The organism is Deinococcus wulumuqiensis R12, from assembly GCF_011067105.1.
In the GTDB taxonomy this organism is placed as follows: domain Bacteria; phylum Deinococcota; class Deinococci; order Deinococcales; family Deinococcaceae; genus Deinococcus; species Deinococcus wulumuqiensis.
Genome location: NZ_CP049357.1, coordinates 1,188,392 through 1,205,930 on the forward strand (window position 1 = coordinate 1,188,392; position 17,539 = coordinate 1,205,930).

Below are 17,539 nucleotides of genomic sequence, written 5' to 3' on the forward strand. Positions count from 1 at the left end.
GTTAGAATCGTTCGGGTCCAGCGACCGGGCCTGAGCTTGACTGGCCCGCCTTATCAATCCCCCAGGAGGAAATTCCCATGACCATGGACACTGCACTGCTCACCCTCGACACCCTCGCCAAGTACCTGCAGGAAAAGGAAGTTCAGCTCGACATCGAAGAAAACGGCGGCCAGCGCTTTATTCGCATGGGCTGGCGCTTCGAGATGGGCGACGCCGCCGTGCTGGTGTCGGTCAACGACGGCCCCAACAACACCAGCCGCCTGGAAATCACCTGCGTGACCCAGAAGCAGTACATGGACCGCCGCAATGAAGTCGCCATGATGCTCAACGACCGCAACCGCGAGCGTGCCTTTGCCCGCAGCATCGACGGGGAAGGCAACGTCTGGCTGGAATACGTGGGCTTTTACCCCACCCTGGCCGAAATGCCCCAGGAAACCTTCGACACGCTGTTCGGCGGCGTGCTGATGCACTTCCAGGACGACTACGCCGCCCTCGAAGGCTTCGTGCCCCAGGACGGCATGCAGATTCAGCAGCCCCAGGCGTAAGCCGGAGCCGCACTCAAGAACGGGACGGGCCTGCGGGTCCGCCCTTTTTTATTTCTTTGCCGTACTTTCTTTGACGTGCGGCTACACGCTCAGTTTGACCAGCAGCCGCTCCAGCGCCACCTGCGGGTCCAGGCCGCGCTTCATGGCGAGGTCGGCGTCGAGAATGGCCCCCAGGTGAGCGCGAATCCGGGCCTCGTTCAGCCGCCGGGCGACGTCCAGGGCTTTTTTCGCCGGAAAAGGCTTGACGCCCAGGCGCTGCGCGGCCACCGTGTCACTCACGCGGCCCTGTTCCTGCAACAGCCCCACCGTGCGGGCAATCAGGCTGTACTGCCACACCACCGCGCCGAGCAGCCGAAAAGGGTCCTCGCCCGAGGCGAGCAGGCGGCGCAGTTGCAGCACCGCCTCACCGGGGCGGCCCGCCGTCGCCGCGCCGAGCATGGCGAACGAGTCGCCGGGCGGCTCCCGGCCCACCACGCCCTGCACCCGCTCCCGGCTGAGCGGCCCGCCGAGCAGCTCGAGCTTGTTCAGCTCTCCGGCGATGCCCGCGAGGTCGGCGCCGAACACCTCGGCCAGATAGCCCGCCGCGTCGCGCTCCAGGCGCAGGCCCATCTTTTTGGCCCGCGTGACCACCCAGCCGGTCACGTCGCCGGGCTTGCTCGGGGCCGGCGACGCGACGACTTCGCCCGACTTCTCGTAGAGCTTGAGCCGGGTGGCGGGCGGCGCCTCGTCGAGAATCGCCACCGTGACCGGCGCCGAGGCGAGCAGCTCCAGCAGCGCCTTGTCGGGCTTGAGGCCCTCGAAATCGACGATGACGCCTCCGTCTCCAAACAGACTCGGGGCGAGGTGCGGTCCCAACGTGTCCACGTTCACGTCCTCGCCGGAAAAGCGGGGCAGGTCACGGGCGTTCAGGCCGCGCCCGCTCAGCACGTCACGCAGGGTTTCGTCGGCCAGAAAGCGGTTGCCGGTCAGGGCGAGAATCGGCATGGGTCAGGCGTCTCCGGAGGCGGGCGAAGGGGAGCAAGGAGGCAGAGCTGCGGAACAGTCGGGCAGCTCAGGCAAATCCAACTGCCGCCGGGCGAGCGCGAGAGCGGCGATCATCTGCTGCACGTTCTGCGGGCGGCGGTCACGGTCACGCTGAATCGCCCGCAGCATCAGAGGGTGCAGCGCGGCGGGTCCCGGCGCCGCCGCCCGCTCCTCGCTGATGCCGACCAGCCAGCCCAGGGCGTCGGCATACGGGGGATGCCCGGCCAGACAGTCGAACAGCAGCACGCCCACCGAGTACAGGTCGCTGCGGGGGTCCCCACGCACCCCCTGAAACTGCTCGGGGGCCATGAACTGCGGGGTGCCCATGCGGGTGCCCGAGTGGATGTCGAGGGGCAGGTCTACCGCGTGGCTCATGCCGAAATCGATCAGGCGTACGGCGCCCACGCGCGGCTCGCCGCCGACCAGCAGGACATTTTCCGGTTTGAGGTCGTGGTGCGTGACCCCCCGCCGATGCAGGTGCGCCACCGCCTGAAGCACGCCCCAGGTGACCTGACTGGCGGCGTCGGCGTCCAGTGGCCCGCAGCGCACGAGGTCCCTGAGGGTGCCCCCGCGCTGCAGCGGAAAAACCAGCTGGCTGGACGTGTGCGCGAGCAGCGGCGTGACCAGGGGATGCGCCAGCCGCGCCGCCACAGCGCCTTCGTGGTGAAACATCGCCACCCGGTCAGGGTCGTCGCTGAGGAGGGTCTTGACATAGACCTGCTGCCCCTGCCAGACGCCGTGGCCGCCCTCGACCCCCGAACGGTAGGTCGTGACTTCCAGGTCGGCAATCGGAACAGGGGCAGGCAGGCTGAACACGGCTCAGCATTCTACCCGGCAGGCCCGTGCCGCTTGAGAACCGGTCTCCCAATTGAAGCTCTATTGAAGAAGGAGCGTGGACCGGTCCTTCCCGTCCACGCTCCTGCGGTGTGCGCCTCCACTTCTGTCAGCGGCGGCCAGCACGATGAAATCGAAATCCGTATCAGTTCACGCGCACGCTGCTGGCAAAGCTGCGAATCAGCGTCTCGTTGCGGCTGTAGTCGCGCACGTTGCCCGCGATGGTCATCACCAGGATGCGTCCGCCCGCGCTCGTCATCAGGAGTTCGCGGCGCAGGTCGTCGCCCTGCCCGGGGGTGGTGAAGATGAACTGTGCCCAGGGCTTGCCACCGAGCTGCACCAGATTGGCCTTGAGCGCCTTGACCCCCGGCACCTGGGCGCGAATGACGGTGGGGAACTGGGCCACCAGCTTCTCGACTTCGTTCGGGGCCAGCTTGCCGCTGCGCCACTCCAGCGCCACGCTCACCTTGCGGTCCTCGGTCATGAACACCGCTCCGGGCCGCCCCGCCGCCGAGGGAAAGGCGCTGCGGATGCCTGCCGGGGTCAGGGTCAGCAGCTTGGCGCTGGGTTCGACCGTGACCGGCAGGTTACTCAGCTTCAGCGGCGCTGCCGAGGCCAGGCCCACGAGCAGCAGGCCCAGGGCACCCGCACGGACAGCACCGGCACGAAGGGCACGCAGGGAAATCGGGAACGCACGAGTCATTGCCGCCTACCCTACCCGCTGCACCAGACGCCACCATGAAGCTTCTATGAGGAGTGTGCAGGGCGGGTCATTCGCCGGTCAGGCCTCGCCCGGCCCCTATCCTGCCGACCATGACCAGCGATTTGAAAGGACAGACCGGGCCAGCCCTCCAGGGCCGCGTCATCGCCGTGACGGGCGCCAGCAAGGGCATCGGCCTGAGCATCGCGCAGCTTCTGACCGCACACGGCGCCCAGGTCATCGGCGGAGCGCGGGACGTGGGCGGGGGAAAGGTGCCGGGCGCCGAGTTTTGCTCCCTCGACGTGACCGACGAAGCAAGTGTGGACGCCTTCGCCGCCCGTTGCCGCGCCGCCGGAGCCGACGCCCTGGTGAACAACGCCGGGGTCGGCACCTTCAGGCCAGTCGAGGAAATCACCCCCGAGGATTACCGCCGCGTGATGGACACCAACGTGCTGGGCACCCTGCTCACGACCCGCGCCCTGATTGGGCACTTCCGGAACCGGGGCGGCGGGCAGGTGGTCAACGTCACCAGCGACGTGTCGGCGCGGACCTTCGCCACCGGAGCGCTCTACACCGCCAGCAAGTACGCGCAGCGGGCCGTGACGCAGGCGCTCGCCCACGAGGGCCACGCCTACGGCCTGCGCGTGACCGAGGTGCGCCCCGGCATGGTGGACACCTTTTTCGGCGATACGCGCCAGGGCGAGGACTACAAGGCCGCGTGGCTCAGACCCGGCGACGTGGCCGGGGCGGTGCTGTACGCGCTGAGCGCCCCCGCACACGTCCGGATCGACGAGATTCTGCTGCATCCGGTGGTGCAGGACGTGGCGTACTGAGCCAGGGAGACTGGCTTATCCTGAGGCCATGCCAACAAACGTTCGTTTGCAGCGGGGCAAGTCGTGAAGGGGCAGGTCGTGAAGGCCGCCCCGACCCTGCTCCGCTCGGTGCTGTTCGCGCCGGGCAACCGCGCCGACCTCATTGCCAAGCTGCCGCGCAGCGCACCGGACGCGGTGGTGATCGACCTCGAAGACGCCGTGCCCGGTACGCCTGAAGCGAAGGCCGCCGCCCGCCCGGTGGCGCACGACGCGGCGCGTGACCTGATCGCCGCCGCGCCGCACCTGGCCGTGTTCGTGCGGGTCAACGCCCTGCATTCACCGTATTTCGCGGACGACCTCGGCGTGCTGACTCCCGAACTGAGCGGCGTGGTGGTGCCCAAGCTGGAAACGGGGGCGCAGGCGCGGCAGGTGGCGCAGACCCTGAGAGAGCGCGGGCTGCCGCTGCCGATTCTGGCGGGCCTGGAAACGGGAGCCGGGGTCTGGAATGCCCGTGAAATCATGGAGGTGCCCGAGGTCGCCTGGGCCTACTTCGGGGCCGAGGACTACACCACCGACCTCGGCGGCAAGCGCACGCCGGGCAATCTGGAAGTGCTCTACGCCCGCTCGCAGGTCGCGCTCGCCGCGCGGCTGACCGGGGTGTCGGCGCTCGACATCGTGGTGACGGCGCTGAACGACCCTGATGCCTTCCGGGCCGACGCCGAGCAGGGCCGCGCCCTGGGCTACAGCGGCAAGCTGTGCATTCACCCCGCGCAGGTGGCGCTGGCGCACGAATGTTTCGGCCCGACCGAGGCCGACCTGACCCGCGCCCGCCGCCTGCTGGACGCCGCCGCCGAGGCCGCTGCACGCGGGCACGGCGCCTTCAGCTTCGAGGGGCAGATGGTGGACGAACCGATGCTCGCCAAGGCCCGCGCCCTGCTCAGTCACGACCTTTAGAGCATTTGACAGAAAGATATGCTGCGATATACGTGGGTGAACCAGCCAAAAATGTCTTTGAGAGACACCTGAGACAAGGCGAGACCTATCGCCTCAATCAGAAGGTGAACTTCCCGCCACTGGCCAGCACGAATCAGGGCTTTGAGCTTGGAGAACATCATCTCAATGGGATTGAAATCTGGGCTGTAAGGCGGCAGGAAGAGGAGCGTGCACCCACGCTCCTCAATCAGTTGCTTCACACTGGCCCGATGATGCGCGGAGAGATTGTCGAGCACGACCACTTGCCCTGGGGTCAGGGCTGGACACAACACTTCGCGGATGTACCACTCGAAAATAGTGCCGTTTACGGCACCCTCAATAACGAGCGGCGCAAAAGGACCGCTCGCCTGGAGTGCACAAATCAGCGTCTGATTTTTGCCCCAGTTGCGTGGAGTCTGCCCTGTTGCCCGTTGATGACTTGGCGCTCGGCCATACAGACGAGTGAGCGCGGTGTTAAAGCCGCATTCGTCCAAAAAAACCAATTTTGCTGGTGTCGGAAGCACAGCGGAAATATCGCCCTGGAACTGCGTTCGCAGTTCCTCATTCCGCTCGCTGGCGACCAGCGTTTTTTTTATGGGTGATCCCATGCCGTCGGAAGACGCGATCAACGGTGCGATACGACGTTTTGAAACCAGTGCATTCAAAGAGCTTGTCGGCATGCTCCTGTAAAGTGTCGTCTGGACGCTCCTCAACTTGCTTGAGGAGCTGTTCTTCGTGTTCTGGTTGCATCTTCCTGGGGCGGCCCGGTGGACGGATACGTTCAGTGAGTGTCCCAGCCTTCTCTTTACGGAGATACTCCTGAACCGTGATCACACCAACTTGAAAGCGCGCTGCCACTTCACGGGTACTCATCCCGGCATGCCTGGCCTCAACAATGCGCTCCCGCAGATCGTTCCCGTACCCTGCTCCCCCGACTCTTCGCATGTCTTGATTATGTCAAATGCTCTAGAGCAGTTCTCCGAATTACGTGATGCGCGTAACGGCACCCCGCATCACTCCATTCTCCGCCCTGCTCAGTGTTTTGCACTCGCTCCGCTCGCCAAAAAGACGTTGCGTCTTTTTGTCAAATGCTCTAAGCCACCACCTTTGAGTCACGACCTTTGACCCTTTCCTTTTCAGGAGGCCCCATGAACGAAGACCTCAACCGTCCCGCTGGCCGCTACTTCGAGGAGTTGCCGGTGGGGACCGTCATCCGGCACCGCGTCACCCGCACCGTCACCGAGTCGGACAACATCCTGTTCACGACGCTGACCATGAACCCGCAGCCGCTGCACCTGGATTTCGACTTCGCCAGCAAGACCGAGTTCGGCAGGCCGCTGTTCAACTCGATGATGACCCTCTCCCTGATGGTGGGCATCAGCGTGCACGAACTCAGCCTGGGGACGCTGGTCGCCAACCTGGGGCTGACCGACGTGACGTTTCCGAAACCCGTGTTTCACGGCGACACCCTGCGGGTCGAGTCCGAAATCATCGAGGCCCGCGAGAGCAAAAGCCGCGCCGGGCAGGGCCTCGTGACCGCCGAGCACCGCGCCTACAACCAGCGCGGCGAACTGGTGGCGCAGTGCAAACGCACCATGCTGTTTCACAAGCGCCCCGCCGGGGAGTAAACAGCAGGAGGCGACATAGACATCTGACTTATCATTTGAAAATAAAAGCCCGGAAATTGTTGACATTTAGCAGGAGGGAGCGCACAATGGCCGGGATTTTTATGACCGATGCCCCGCCCCCTCTGATTCCTGCCCGTTCCTGGGCCATCATCGACTCGACCCTGCGCGAGGGGGAGCAGTTCGCACGCGGCAATTTCGGCACGGACGACAAGGTGGAAATCGCCCGGGCGCTCGACGCGTTCGGGGCCGAGTACATCGAAGTGACCACCCCGATGGTGAGCGAGCGGACCCGGCAGGACATCCGCAAGCTGACCGGGCTGGGGCTGAAGGCCAAGTTCCTGACCCACGTGCGCTGCCACATGGACGACGTGCAGCGGGCGGTGGATACCGGCGTAGACGGGCTGGACCTGCTGTTCGGCACCAGTTCCTTCCTGCGCGAGTTTTCGCACGGCAAGAGCATCGAGCAGATCATCGACACGGCGAGCGAGGTCATCGGCTGGATCAAGACGCACCACCCCGACCTCGAAATCCGCTTCTCGGCGGAAGACACCTTCCGTTCGGAAGAAGCCGACCTGATGGCGGTGTACGCCGCGGTGTCCAGGCTGGGCGTGGACCGGGTGGGCCTGGCCGATACCGTCGGCGTGGCGACCCCCCGGCAGGTGTACACGCTGGTGCGCGAGGTCCGCAAGGTGATTCACGAAGGGTGCGGCATCGAGTTTCACGGCCACAACGACACCGGCTGCGCGGTCAGCAACGCCTACGAAGCGGTTGAGGCGGGGGCCACGCACATCGACACAACCATTCTGGGCATCGGGGAACGCAACGGGATTACGCCGCTCGGGGGGCTGCTCGCCCGCATGTTCACCTTCGACCCGCAGGGCCTGATCGACAAGTACCACCTCGAACTGCTGCCCGAACTCGACCGGATGATTGCCCGGATGGTGGACCTGCCGGTGCCCTGGAACAACTACCTGACCGGCGAATTCGCCTACAACCACAAAGCGGGCATGCACCTCAAGGCCATTTACCTCAACCCCGGCGCCTACGAAGCGATTCCGCCCGGCGTGTTCGGGGTGGGCCGCCGCATTCAGGCGGGCAGCAAAGTGACGGGCAAGCACGCGATCGCTTACAAGGCCCGTGAACTCGGGCTGCATTACGGCGAGGACGCCCTGCGGCGCGTGACCGACCACATCAAGGCGCTGGCCGAACAGAACGAACTCGACGACGCGCATCTGGAACAGGTGCTGCGCGAGTGGGTGAGCGCCTGACCGGACCTGGGCGCCCCTGTCCGACGGTCGGCCCCCACCCGGCCACACTATGAGACAATCCTGGGGTGAACCACGCTCCGCCCACCCCCGACCCTCTGGACCCGGGCCTCAAACAGTCCGAGCGGCGCTTGGGGTCGGAACAGGGCCGGAGTGTTCTTTTCCCGGAAAGCGCGGCGGGGCAGGGCAGGCAGACGGTTCCCGCCCTGCCTGAGCTGCCAGGGCGCCTTCCCCCGGCCCCCGCGCCGGACGCTTCGCCCCTGGAGCTTTTGCTCGACCCCGGCCTGGGCCTGCGCTCGCACGGAAGCCGCTGCCTGGGTGGGGCGCGGGGGCCAGGGCTGAGCAGTCTGGGCGAGCTGCAACTGATGCAACTGCTGGAAACCCCCGAATTGCCCGCTTACCGCCTGTCCCGGAGCGACCCGGCCCCCGCCGAGCCGATGGCGACTCCAGGGGCCGACTGGGCGCTGCGCCCTCCCAGCGAGCGGGGACGGCACGACGCGCTGCCCGCACCGCTGCCCTCCCCTGAGGCTGGCCCCGCAGACCTCCCGCCCGCCGCACCCCGGCCTTACGTCCTCGGCGCGCTCGACCAGGAAACGGTGGACGCCTCGCTGCGGGCACTGGCCGGGCACGAACCCGAACTGCCCGACATCGGTTCCTCGACCCACATGCGAATGATGATCGAGCTGGGCGAAGGCGAAAGCACCTTTCTCAACGCCCGCTCGGCACTGTGGTCGTGGCGGCCCCACCGTCAGGCAGGGGTCAAGGTCCACACCCACGGCCCCCCCGTGGTGGGACGCGACGTGCTGCTGGAGCAGCGGGCCGGGCTGGTGACGGTGCTTCAGGGCTGCCGGGTGCTGACCCTGCTGGAAAGCGAACACGACTGGGGCTTTACCCTGGGCAGCCTGAGCGGGCAGGTGTACCACCTCTGGGAACGGCTGCTTATCGAGCGCCACCCCGACGACCGGGTGACCCTGCTGATCAGCAGCCACCACGAGGTGGCCCTGCGCGGCTTCGGACTGGTGGGAAGCATCCTGAACAGTGCGCGGCGCAGCGCGGTCCAGGGCTACGCCCGTGGCATGAGCGCCCTGGCCGAGGTGTAGCAACCTTTCGTAGCAACCTTTGGAGAGGCTGGAAAGGCGCCCGGAAACCAGGCTGGATGCCCAATCTATTTTTCCAACTGACCCTATTCCTACGAAGTCAGGTCCAGCACGAAAGGCGTTTGCAGGCCCGCCGCCGCCGCTTCACGGGCCACCGCCGGAGCGAACGCCAGCGCCAGCACCGCCTGATAGGTGCGCCGGGCGAGGTCGCGTTCTCCCAGGGCGTCGCGCACCTGCCCCAGCCGCGCCAGAACCAGCCCCGCCAGCGAGCGCGGGTGCTCGGGCGGCAGCGCGTGGGCCGCGCGTTCGAGCCAGAAGCGGGCACCGGGCAGGTCGCCTGCCGCGAAGTAGAGGTTGGCAGCGGCGGCGTCGAGTTCGGCTCGGGGCGTCGTCCGGTCGCCCGCCTCGCGTTCCAGGGCCGCGAGCAGGGCGGCAGGGTCGTCCTCGTCGCGCAGGTGCCAGGCACGGTCGGCCAGCGCCCGCAGGCGGCTCGCCTCGCCGGGGACAAAGCCGGGCAGACCGGGCAGCGCGGCGCCGGGCAGCCGTTCGAGCAGGCCCGGCAGGTCGTCCAGCGGAGCAAGCATTACGCCGGAAAGGTCACGGGCGAGCGTGGCCACCTCGTCCAGCCGCCGGGCGTGCCAGCGCGTGCCGGGACCCTCGTCCAGAGCGGCGGCGGTGGCGGCTCGGTACTCGCTGGCCGCCGTGAACAGATCGCCCCCCAGCACGTCGGCAGGGGTCAGCGGCTCCCCCAGGTGACGGGCGAACTCCGCCTCGGCCTGCGCAGCCGCCCGCAGGCGCTCGCGGCCCTGGGGGTAAAGCTCCAGGAACGTCACAAGCTGCTCGTGTTCGGCGTCGGCCCACCCCCAGTCGGGCAACGGCAACTCGCGCAGGATGACCCCGGCGGCGGGCAGGGCGTCGCGCAGGGGGTGCTCGGGGTCGGGAGAGCTGGCCCACCAGACCTCGCGCTCGCCCAGCGCCGCCAGCAGTTCGGCCAGCGTGGCGGCGTTGTACTGCGGCTGCGTGCGCAGCAGGTCGCCCAGGTCGGGCAACAGGAGCAGGGACCGGGCGGGCATGGCGGCAGTGTAGGGTATTCGGCGTGGCCGTCGGGACTGCGGGAAAGCGCCGCCAGACCTCCTTGAGCCTCCGGCAGCACGGCCCGAATCGGCAGAATCTGGCATACTCGCCGCCGTGCCCCTGCTGACGCTGTTCGCTGCTGCCCTGACCTTCGCTGACCCGGCGGGAGACGCGCACGGGGACGGGGGTTACCTGCTGCCGCAGCGCCCGGCCGTGTCGGCGGAGGCCCTCGACCTGCGGTCCTTCGAGGCGCGGCCCTTTGAAGGTGGCACCCGCTTCACGGTGGGCTTTGGCGGGCACCAGAACCCCTGGGAGCTGGCGAGCGGCTTTTCGGCGGGCGTGACCGACATTTTCGTCAAGACCGACGCGGGCGGCGAGCGGAGCCTGCCGGGGCTGAACCTGCGCACGGCGGGCGAAAGCGGCTGGCAGTACCACGTGCAGGTCAGCGGCGCCGGCGCTTCCCTGGAGCACCTGCGCGGCGAGCAGCTCACCCGCTTGCCGCCTCCCCGGGTCCGCATGGAAGGCACCGACCTGATTATCGAGGCGCCGGAGCTGCCCTTTGGACGACACGCCTACTGGGTCACGAGCAGCGTGTACACCCCCCTGAGCCGCGACGGTCATCTGGTGCCGACGGCGACGGTCAACCCCAGCGGCCTGCAAGCCAACGCCGACCGGGGACCGGTGCCGGTGGACGTTCTGGCCGACCCGGCAGACCGCCGCGCCTACACGGAAGGGGTGCTGGGCGCCGTGGGCCAGACCCGCGACTGGAGGCTGACGACGCTGGCCGGGCTGGGGGCCCTGGGCCTGACGCTGACCGGCCTGAGCCTGTGGCGTTCGTGGCAGGCGCGGGACAGAGGGTGAGCCGGGTCGCAGTCGGGCGCCCCGCGCTCGCGCCACTGCTGATTCTGGCCGCTGCCGTGCTGTGGGGGCTGCTCGGTATCCTGGGCAAACAGGCGCAGGCGGCGGGGCTGGGGCCGCTGGAAGTCGCCTTCTGGCGGGCGACGCTGGCTGGCGGAATTTTCGGGCTGCACGCGCTGCTGACCCGCGCCCGCCTGCCCCGGGGGCGCGACCTGGCGGTGACGGTGGCCTTCGGGCTGGTCGGCGGCAGCCTGTTCTACGCCGCCTACCAACTCGCGGTGAAGTTCGGTGGGGCCAGTCTGGCGAGCGTGCTGCTCTACACGGCCCCTGCGTTCGTGGCGCTGCTGGGCTGGGGCTTTTTGCGCGAGCGGCTGGGCGGGCGCGAACTGCTGGCCGTCGGCGGCACGCTGGTCGGCATCGGCCTGATCAGTTTCGGCGGGGGGCAGGGCGTGACCGCCAGTCCGGTCGCGCTGGCCTGGGGTCTTCTCGCAGGCTTGACCTACAGCCTGTATTACCTGTACGGCAAGGCCTTTTTCAGCCGCTACTCGCCCGCCGCCCTGTTCGCGGTGGCGCTGCCGGTCGGCGCTCTGGGGCTGCTTCCGCTGGTGGACTTCGTGCCCAAACCTCCCAGTGTGTGGCTGAGTCTGTGGGGGCTGGCGCTGCTGTGTACCTACCTCGCCTACCTCGCCTACAGCGCCGGGCTGCGGCACCTGCCCGCCACCCGCGCCAGCGTCATCGCCAGCCTGGAACCGGTGGTGGCCGCTCTTCTGGCCGCCCTGCTGTTCGGAGAGCGGCTCTCGCCCCTGGCCCTGGGGGGCGCGGCCCTGGTCATCGGCGCGGCGCTGCTGCTCAGCCTGGGCGGCGAGTCCTGAAGCCGTTCTCCGGGAATGACGGGAACGCTAGAGCAGTTCTCCAAATGACGGCATCTATGGAAGGGCACCCCAGACGCCTCCAGTTTCCGTCCTGCTCAATGTTTTGCCCTCGCTTCGCTCGCAAAAACCCGTGCCATCCTTTTGTCAAATGCTCTACCCGCCGTAGCTCTGCCGCAGCCGCCGCAGCCCCGCCCGCCAGCCGATGCGCTGCGGAGGCAGGTCGCCCAGGCGCACCGGCCGCAAACCGCGCCCGTGCAGGCCGCGCAGCAGCAGGTCGAGCAGCTCGGGCGTGACCGCCGGGCCGTCGTGGAGCAGCACCACGCTGCCGGGGCGCACCCGCGCCAGCGTCTGCGCGGCGAGGTCGGCAGCGGGCGCGGCTGTCCAGTCACGGCTCTCGGTGTCCCACAGAGCAATCTCGCGTCCGGCGAGCCGGGCCAGCAGCCGGGTCAGCGGACTGTGGCCGCCGTAGGGGGGGCGGTAGAGTCCGCCGTTCCTGTCCGGCCCGTCGGGATGCCAGCGCACCTGCGCCCACTCCTGCCCCGGCAGCAGCAGCGCGTGCCGGTGCCACCTGCCGTGCGACTCGAGCTGGTGCCCGGCGTCGCGCAGGGCCTGGACCTCGGCGGGAAAAGCGCGGCAGTGCGCTTCCAGAACGAAGAAGGTCGCCTGCGCCCCGTGCCGCTCCAGCACCGCCCGCAACTCCGGCGTGCGCGGCGAAGGCCCGTCGTCGAAGGTGAGGGCCACCCGGTCAGGGGCGTTGCCCGCCCCCAGCGCCCCGAAGCCCGCCGCGCGGCCCAGCAGGTCGGCCAGGGCCGCCGCGACCAGACCTGCCGCGAGCAGGCCCAGCCCGAACACGCCGAGTCCGAACACGCCGAGTTCGGGGCGGCCCCTCATGGCCGGGGAGCGCCGGGGGGTAAGGCGGGCGCCGCTTCAGTGTTCGCCGGGTCCCCCACCGGCGTGTCGAGCAGGCGCCGGAACACCACGTAACCCAGAGCAGCGAGCAGCGACAGCGCCGCGCCCGTCACGAAAGGGCCGGGCACCCCCAGCGTGCGGTAGGCGAAGGCGCCGAGCAGTGGCCCCAGCGAGGTGCCGAGGTTTTCCACCGTCATCAGGGTGCCCCAGGCGGCGGGGCGCTGCGCTTCGGGCAGGCGCTGCGCGACCAGGGCCGCCCAGCCCGGCGCGATGAAGGCGTAGCCCAGCCCCAGCAGCGCCGCGAGCGGATACAGCGCCCAGACCGCAGGCCGCAGCGCGATGCCGCCCAGCGCCACGGCCAGACACGCAAAACCCAGGGTGACGGCGAGGCGGGCGCGGCCCAGGTCGGCCAGCTTGCCGGTCTGGGGCATGGAGCCGAACGCCACCGCCCCGCCCAGCCCCAGCAGCGCCACCATGCCCCAGTAGGTCAGCCCCAGGTCCTTGTAGAGCGTGAACAGCAGTTGCCCCAGCAGCGCCATCGTCAGGGTTTGCAGGAAGGCCGCCGGAATCAGCGGGGCCAGCGCCTGCGCCGCCACCCGGACGCCCTGGCGCCTGCCTTGCGGGGTGGCGGGCGCGGCGGTCGCGGCCGGCAGGCGCTGGGGCAGCAGCAGGCCGAGGGCCAGCGACGCGGCGAGCAGCCCCAGGCACAGACCGAACACGGCGCTGCGCGGGGCGTCGGCCAGGGCGCCCAGGGTCAGCACGCTCAGGCCTATGAACGGCATCACGCTCATGGACACCGTGGTCAGCACCCGGCCCTGGTGGGTGGAGTGCGCCGAGGCGGTGGTCAGGCTCATCACGGCGGGCCACAGGGGACTGAAGCCTGCGCCGTGCAGTGCGGCGGCGAGCAGCAGCACCCAGCCGGTGTGGGTCACGCTCATCAGAAACAGGCCGAGCAGACTCAGCGCCGCGCCGGCCAGCACCACCGGACGCAGCCCGAAGCGCAGCAGCGCCGCCCCCGCCGGGCCACGCATGGCGGTGTCGGCGATGAAATGCGCGGTAAACGCCGAGCCGCTGAACACCACCGCGTCGGCTTTGGGCAGCCCCAGCAGGTCACCGACCACCTGCGGCAGATACCCGGCGTACAGGCCGCTGCGCACGAACTCGGCGCAGGAAAGCAGCAAGACCCCGGCGAGCACCCGCCGCAGGGTGCCGGGGTGCAGGGGCAGGCGCCCACGCAGCCCTGCGGCCCTGCCCGTCATAACTGTTTTCCCCGCACACGGGGCCAGGCGGGGTCAGGCTGTGTAAGGCCGCTCACCTTGCGGCCTGCTACCCTGTCCGGGTGCCAGAGTTTTCGGTCATCATTCCCGCCCGCAACGAAGCGGCGTACCTGCCGAGAACCCTTCAGGCCCTGGAACAGCAGACCCTGCCCCCCCATGAGGTGCTGGTGGTGGACAACGCCAGCCGTGATCAGACCGCCGAGATTGCGCGGGCCTGGGGAGCGCAGGTGCTTCCCTGCCCGGTCGGGGGCGTGGCCCGCGCCCGGCAACTGGGCCTGGAAACGGCCCGCAGCTCCTGGGTGGCGACCACCGACGCCGACTCCTGCCCGTGCCCCGACTGGCTGGCGGCCTACGCGCAGGGGGCGCCGGGGCGGGTGGCCCTGTACGGCCCCATGCGGTTCTGGGGGTTGAACGAACCCTGGGGCCGGGCGTCGGGACTGGCCTACAGCGCCTTTTTGCATGTCTGCCGGGTGATCGGTCGCCCCAACCTGGCGGGGGGCAACATGGCGTTCTCGCGTCAGGCCGCGCTGCTGGCCGGGGGCTACCCCGAGGTCGAAGCCTATGAGGACGTGATTCTGGGCCAGAACCTCGCCCGCCTCGGCGCCATCGGTTACGTGCCGCGTGCCCTGGTGGAAACGAGCGCCCGGCGTCTGGACCGGGGGGTGGGACCTTTTCTCGTTCAGCATCTGCGCAACCTCACCGGCCATACGCGGGGGTATTTCGGGGATGATCGCCTTCCTCCGCCGCCCCCTGACCAGGACCCGGCAGAGTAAGGTCGGACCGGCCCAGCACGCGGGCGTACACCGCCAGCACCTGCCGCGCCACCCCGGCGGGCGTGGTCCGTCCCCCGAATTCGCGGGCCTGCCGGGAGAAACGCTGGTGCTCGGCGGGACTGCTCAGCAGCTCCAGCGACCGCCCCACCAGCCCGGCCACGTCGCCGGGAGGCACCAGATAGCCGCTGTAGCCGCTCTGCACGCCGGTCAGGGTGCCCCGGGCGCCCACCGCGACCACCGGCACACCCATGAGCTGCGCTTCTTGCAGCACCAGCCCCTGCGTCTCGGTGTCCGAGGCGAAGACGAACAGCTCGGCGAGGCGGTAGTACGCCCCGATTTCGGTCCAGGGCCGCACCCCCACGAAGGTGACGCGCCCCGAGATCCCCAGCCGCTCGGCGTGGTCCTCGAGGTGGGCACGTTCCGGGCCTTCTCCCAGCATCACGAGGTGGGCGCCGGGAAGCTGCGCGAGCGCGTCGAGCACCAGATCGAAGCGCTTTTCGCGGGCCAGCCGCCCCACCGTGAGCAGCCGGCGCGTGCCGGAGGGCCAGGGGTCGGCGATGGGCGGCGCAGCTTCCAGGACCGCCGGGTCGATGCTGGTGGGAATCACCACCGCGTCCTCGATTCCGGCCTGCCGCAGCGTGTCCAGGGTGCCCGCCGTCGGCGTGATGACGGCGTCGGCCTCGCCGTAGAGCCGCCCGACGACTCTGGGCATGAAATGCACGGCGCGGTTGAGCTGCGTCATGCCCGGCACGTAGTGGGTGTAGGCCTCCAGGTGGGTGTGGTAGGTCGCCACGTGCGGCACCCGCCACTTGCGGGCCAGCCGCGCCCCGGCCAGGCCCAGAGTCAGCGGCGTGTGGGTGTGGACCACGTCGTAGCGCTGCTCGAAGGACTTGCGGGTGGGCCACGCCAGCCGGTAGGTCGGCAGCAGCGGATAACGCACACTCGCCACCCGGCGCACGTCGGCGCGGCGGTCGAGATGCTCGGGAAACTGCGGGGCGACCACGTCCACCCGGTGTCCCAGGGCGCGAAGCTCGTCGCTCAGCAGGCAGACGCTGGTCACGATGCCGTTCTGGTCGGGGAGGAAGGTGTCGGTAAACAGGCCGATTCTCAGAGGGTTCATAACGCCTTGCCCCGGACCCGGAAGGAGGAAACCTGAAGCATCTGCCCAGGAGCATACGCCGAAAGACCATGAGACGACGCCGGGACACCCGGAGGCCGCGAGTCCCCCCAGTTCCGGAAGAAACCGCAGGCCGCCTTGCCCTCTCTTTGGGACCCACTCTGCCTGCGCCGTCCCCGCTTATACGAATTCCGATTGAATCTGGTAGTTTCAGATTCAATCCGACTTGCAAAGCTGCGCAGCAGAGCGGATGCGAGTAGGAAAAAATACGGGTTACGCGATATGGATGCACAGGCGGCGCTTTCCCGCCTGTGCAGGAATTAAGCGGAATCCGTATTACCCGGTCAAAAGCCCCCGTACCGCTTTGAAAAAGGATGCCCCTTGTCTTTTACGGCGTCCGTGGAAGGGCACCCCAGACGCCTCCATTTTCCGTCCTGCTCAGTGTTTTGCACTCGCTTCGCTCGCCAGAAAGCCGTGCCGTCCTTTTTGTCAAATGCTTTAGAGTCGGAGCCGTGAGCCGTTTTGCCTGCCCCCCCCTTCTGCACGGGCCATGGACCCGCGCTCTGTGGTCGCCCCTGCTGCGGGCCGGGGCCTTCGGAGCGCTGCGCGGCGGGCACCCCGGATATCCGGCGCTGGGCGTCACGGTGCCGGTCCCCACCCCCGCCGAGCTGGGGCTGGCTCTGGAGCGGTTGACCGGCACCGGCGCCCACGTCACCCTGCTTTGCCCGCCCGCCCTGGCACGCACCGCACCCGACCTCCTGCGGGCCGCCACCCGTGCCGGACACGAAATTGCGGGCGACGGCCTGACCAGGGGAGCGGGCGAACTGGCCCTGTTGCAGACCGTCGCCGGGCAACAGGTCACGGCGTGGCGGCTGCGGCCCAGCGAGCGAAACGGGGCGGCCCTGCGCACCCTGGCGGCCTGGGACATCCACCCCCTGCCCCCCGCGCTGCCTGCGCCCGAACCCGGCGGCACCGCCGAAGTCTCCCCCGCCGACCTTCGGGTTCGGCTGGACGACTGGCGGGCGCGGGGCTACCGCCCGGTGCCGGTGCGCGAGTTGCCGGGGCTGCGGACGGCGACCCCCGCTGACCTCGCACAGCACGTCTACATGCGGCTGGTCGAGGACCGTTTCAGCGCCCAGAGCCACCTCATCGACCTGACGCAGCGGGCCGACGGGGTGATGCGGATTGCGCCCCTGGACCACGCGCCGCCGCCGCTGCCTTTTCCGCCCCGCACCCCCACCGCCGAGCTGCACCTGCACTCGCCCCGGGTGGTGGGCCTCGCCGCCCGCAGCCCACTGACCGCCTACCGCGCCCACACCCGCAGCTGGGGCGACGTGGCCCGCGCCCTGCAAACCCGCCCCGAACTGGCCCGGGCCCAGGTCGTCTTCGGCGTGACACTCTTGTTCGGGCCGCTGGAAAAGGCGGGCTTTACCGTGGCCGAGTTGCCGCCCCTTCAGGCCCACTGGTACGGCCTGGGCTTCCGGCTGCTGCGGCTGGCCTACGGCACCGCCCGCCCGCCCAGCGAGGGCCTGCCCAAAATGGCCTGGATGACCCGCGAGGCGTTTCTGGCCCGGCACGGCGGGGCGGGAACAGAGAGCGGGACAGGGCCAGGGGACTGATACGGATTCCGCTTAATTCCTGCACAGTCGGGCCTATACAGTTGGGAAGGCGCCGCCTGTGCATCCATATCGCGGAATCCGTATTTTTTCCTACTCGCATCCGCTCTGCTGCGCAGCTTTGCAAGTCGGATTGAATCTGAAACGACCAGATTCAATCGGAATCC

At 68.9% G+C, this 17,539-nt stretch carries 18 protein-coding genes; 10 read left to right on the top strand and 8 right to left on the bottom strand.

Annotated features, from left to right (window positions below; translation table 11 throughout):
• The first annotated feature begins 77 nt into the window (after positions 1 to 77).
• The gene (locus G6R31_RS05890; RefSeq protein ID WP_017869901.1) at positions 78 to 545 is read left to right on the top strand and encodes a YbjN domain-containing protein; all 468 of its coding nucleotides are present in this window, start codon (positions 78 to 80) and stop codon (positions 543 to 545) included.
• Positions 546 to 626: 81 nt separating this feature from the next.
• Here the strand turns inward: G6R31_RS05890 and holA are convergent, their stop codons facing one another.
• The 3 genes from holA to G6R31_RS05905 form a co-directional block, all read right to left on the bottom strand.
• The gene (gene holA, locus G6R31_RS05895; RefSeq protein ID WP_017869902.1) at positions 627 to 1,529 is read right to left on the bottom strand and encodes a DNA polymerase III subunit delta; all 903 of its coding nucleotides are present in this window, start codon (positions 1,527 to 1,529) and stop codon (positions 627 to 629) included.
• A gap of 3 nt (positions 1,530 to 1,532) precedes the next feature.
• Positions 1,533 to 2,384, bottom strand: coding sequence for a serine/threonine-protein kinase (locus G6R31_RS05900; protein WP_017869903.1), 852 nt, complete (start codon positions 2,382 to 2,384; stop codon positions 1,533 to 1,535).
• A gap of 163 nt (positions 2,385 to 2,547) precedes the next feature.
• Positions 2,548 to 3,105 (bottom strand): hypothetical protein, encoded by a 558-nt coding sequence (locus G6R31_RS05905; RefSeq protein ID WP_017869904.1) that lies wholly within the window; start codon positions 3,103 to 3,105, stop codon positions 2,548 to 2,550.
• Positions 3,106 to 3,215: 110 nt separating this feature from the next.
• Between G6R31_RS05905 and G6R31_RS05910 the strand changes: the two genes are divergently transcribed.
• Together G6R31_RS05910 and G6R31_RS05915 are read left to right on the top strand one after the other, a co-directional pair.
• Positions 3,216 to 3,935: an SDR family oxidoreductase gene (locus tag G6R31_RS05910; RefSeq protein WP_017869905.1), complete on the top strand. Its 720-nt coding sequence runs from the start codon at positions 3,216 to 3,218 to the stop codon at positions 3,933 to 3,935.
• Between the two features lie 78 nt (positions 3,936 to 4,013).
• Positions 4,014 to 4,868 (top strand): HpcH/HpaI aldolase/citrate lyase family protein, encoded by an 855-nt coding sequence (locus G6R31_RS05915; protein ID WP_025567873.1) that lies wholly within the window; start codon positions 4,014 to 4,016, stop codon positions 4,866 to 4,868.
• Here the strand turns inward: G6R31_RS05915 and G6R31_RS05920 are convergent.
• A protein-coding gene (locus G6R31_RS05920; RefSeq protein ID WP_404826292.1) for an IS630 family transposase occupies positions 4,865 to 5,831 on the bottom strand; the annotation gives its coding sequence in 2 pieces (ribosomal slippage) (positions 4,865 to 5,479 and positions 5,481 to 5,831; 966 coding nt in all). The two genes, G6R31_RS05915 and G6R31_RS05920, sit on opposite strands and share 4 nt — an antisense overlap.
• A 203-nt stretch (positions 5,832 to 6,034) precedes the next feature.
• Here G6R31_RS05920 and G6R31_RS05930 point away from each other — a divergent pair.
• From G6R31_RS05930 to G6R31_RS05940, 3 genes are all read left to right on the top strand, one after another.
• Positions 6,035 to 6,514: a MaoC family dehydratase gene (locus G6R31_RS05930; protein ID WP_017871118.1), complete on the top strand. Its 480-nt coding sequence runs from the start codon at positions 6,035 to 6,037 to the stop codon at positions 6,512 to 6,514.
• A gap of 86 nt (positions 6,515 to 6,600) precedes the next feature.
• Positions 6,601 to 7,782: a homocitrate synthase gene (lysS, locus tag G6R31_RS05935; protein WP_017871119.1), complete on the top strand. Its 1,182-nt coding sequence runs from the start codon at positions 6,601 to 6,603 to the stop codon at positions 7,780 to 7,782.
• Positions 7,783 to 7,847: 65 nt separating this feature from the next.
• Entirely contained in the window at positions 7,848 to 8,879 is a 1,032-nt protein-coding gene (locus G6R31_RS05940; RefSeq protein WP_017871120.1) for a DUF1990 family protein, read from the top strand.
• Between the two features lie 89 nt (positions 8,880 to 8,968).
• Here the strand turns inward: G6R31_RS05940 and G6R31_RS05945 are convergent, their stop codons facing one another.
• A complete protein-coding gene (locus tag G6R31_RS05945) occupies positions 8,969 to 9,949 on the bottom strand; it encodes a hypothetical protein (protein ID WP_017871121.1) in 981 nt (326 codons plus the stop codon).
• Between the two features lie 115 nt (positions 9,950 to 10,064).
• Here G6R31_RS05945 and G6R31_RS05950 point away from each other — a divergent pair, with 115 nt between their 5' ends.
• Positions 10,065 to 10,811, top strand: coding sequence for a glucodextranase DOMON-like domain-containing protein (locus tag G6R31_RS05950; RefSeq protein WP_017871122.1), 747 nt, complete (start codon positions 10,065 to 10,067; stop codon positions 10,809 to 10,811).
• Positions 10,808 to 11,680: a DMT family transporter gene (locus G6R31_RS05955; protein WP_040384537.1), complete on the top strand. Its 873-nt coding sequence runs from the start codon at positions 10,808 to 10,810 to the stop codon at positions 11,678 to 11,680. The genes G6R31_RS05950 and G6R31_RS05955 overlap by 4 nt, the downstream gene beginning before the upstream one ends.
• 153 nt (positions 11,681 to 11,833) lie before the next feature.
• Here the strand turns inward: G6R31_RS05955 and G6R31_RS05960 are convergent, their stop codons facing one another.
• Both G6R31_RS05960 and G6R31_RS05965 read right to left on the bottom strand, forming a co-directional pair.
• Complete coding sequence (locus G6R31_RS05960) at positions 11,834 to 12,571, bottom strand: polysaccharide deacetylase family protein (protein ID WP_017871124.1); 738 nt, start codon at positions 12,569 to 12,571, stop codon at positions 11,834 to 11,836.
• Positions 12,568 to 13,848 carry an MFS transporter gene (locus tag G6R31_RS05965; protein WP_017871125.1) on the bottom strand — a complete coding sequence of 427 codons (1,281 nt, stop codon included), beginning with the start codon at positions 13,846 to 13,848 and terminating at the stop codon, positions 12,568 to 12,570. Before G6R31_RS05965 ends, G6R31_RS05960 begins: the two co-directional genes overlap by 4 nt.
• Positions 13,849 to 13,928: 80 nt before the next feature.
• Between G6R31_RS05965 and G6R31_RS05970 the strand changes: the two genes are divergently transcribed.
• Positions 13,929 to 14,639, top strand: a complete 711-nt coding sequence (locus tag G6R31_RS05970; protein WP_017871126.1) for a glycosyltransferase family 2 protein — start codon at positions 13,929 to 13,931, stop codon at positions 14,637 to 14,639.
• On the opposite strand, the gene G6R31_RS05975 is transcribed toward G6R31_RS05970, so the two are convergent.
• On the bottom strand, positions 14,563 to 15,759 hold the full coding sequence (locus G6R31_RS05975) for a glycosyltransferase family 4 protein (protein WP_017871127.1): 1,197 nt from the start codon (positions 15,757 to 15,759) through the stop codon (positions 14,563 to 14,565). The two genes, G6R31_RS05970 and G6R31_RS05975, sit on opposite strands and share 77 nt — an antisense overlap.
• A gap of 509 nt (positions 15,760 to 16,268) precedes the next feature.
• Here G6R31_RS05975 and G6R31_RS05980 point away from each other — a divergent pair.
• Positions 16,269 to 17,375: a YkoP family protein gene (locus G6R31_RS05980; protein ID WP_017871128.1), complete on the top strand. Its 1,107-nt coding sequence runs from the start codon at positions 16,269 to 16,271 to the stop codon at positions 17,373 to 17,375.
• The last annotated feature ends 164 nt before the right edge of the window (positions 17,376 to 17,539 follow it).

Excerpts from the sequence above, each read along its gene's own strand:
- G6R31_RS05960 (WP_017871124.1), bottom strand. The coding sequence starts at position 12,571 with ATGAGGGGCCGCCCCGAACTCGGCGTGTTCGGACTCGGCGTGTTCGGG.
- lysS (WP_017871119.1), top strand. The coding sequence starts at position 6,601 with ATGGCCGGGATTTTTATGACCGATGCCCCGCCCCCTCTGATTCCTGCC.
- G6R31_RS05930 (WP_017871118.1), top strand. The coding sequence starts at position 6,035 with ATGAACGAAGACCTCAACCGTCCCGCTGGCCGCTACTTCGAGGAGTTG.
- G6R31_RS05965 (WP_017871125.1), bottom strand. The coding sequence starts at position 13,848 with ATGACGGGCAGGGCCGCAGGGCTGCGTGGGCGCCTGCCCCTGCACCCC.
- G6R31_RS05975 (WP_017871127.1), bottom strand. The coding sequence starts at position 15,759 with ATGAACCCTCTGAGAATCGGCCTGTTTACCGACACCTTCCTCCCCGAC.
- G6R31_RS05890 (WP_017869901.1), top strand. The coding sequence starts at position 78 with ATGACCATGGACACTGCACTGCTCACCCTCGACACCCTCGCCAAGTAC.
- holA (WP_017869902.1), bottom strand. The coding sequence starts at position 1,529 with ATGCCGATTCTCGCCCTGACCGGCAACCGCTTTCTGGCCGACGAAACC.
- G6R31_RS05945 (WP_017871121.1), bottom strand. The coding sequence starts at position 9,949 with ATGCCCGCCCGGTCCCTGCTCCTGTTGCCCGACCTGGGCGACCTGCTG.
- G6R31_RS05905 (WP_017869904.1), bottom strand. The coding sequence starts at position 3,105 with ATGACTCGTGCGTTCCCGATTTCCCTGCGTGCCCTTCGTGCCGGTGCT.
- G6R31_RS05910 (WP_017869905.1), top strand. The coding sequence starts at position 3,216 with ATGACCAGCGATTTGAAAGGACAGACCGGGCCAGCCCTCCAGGGCCGC.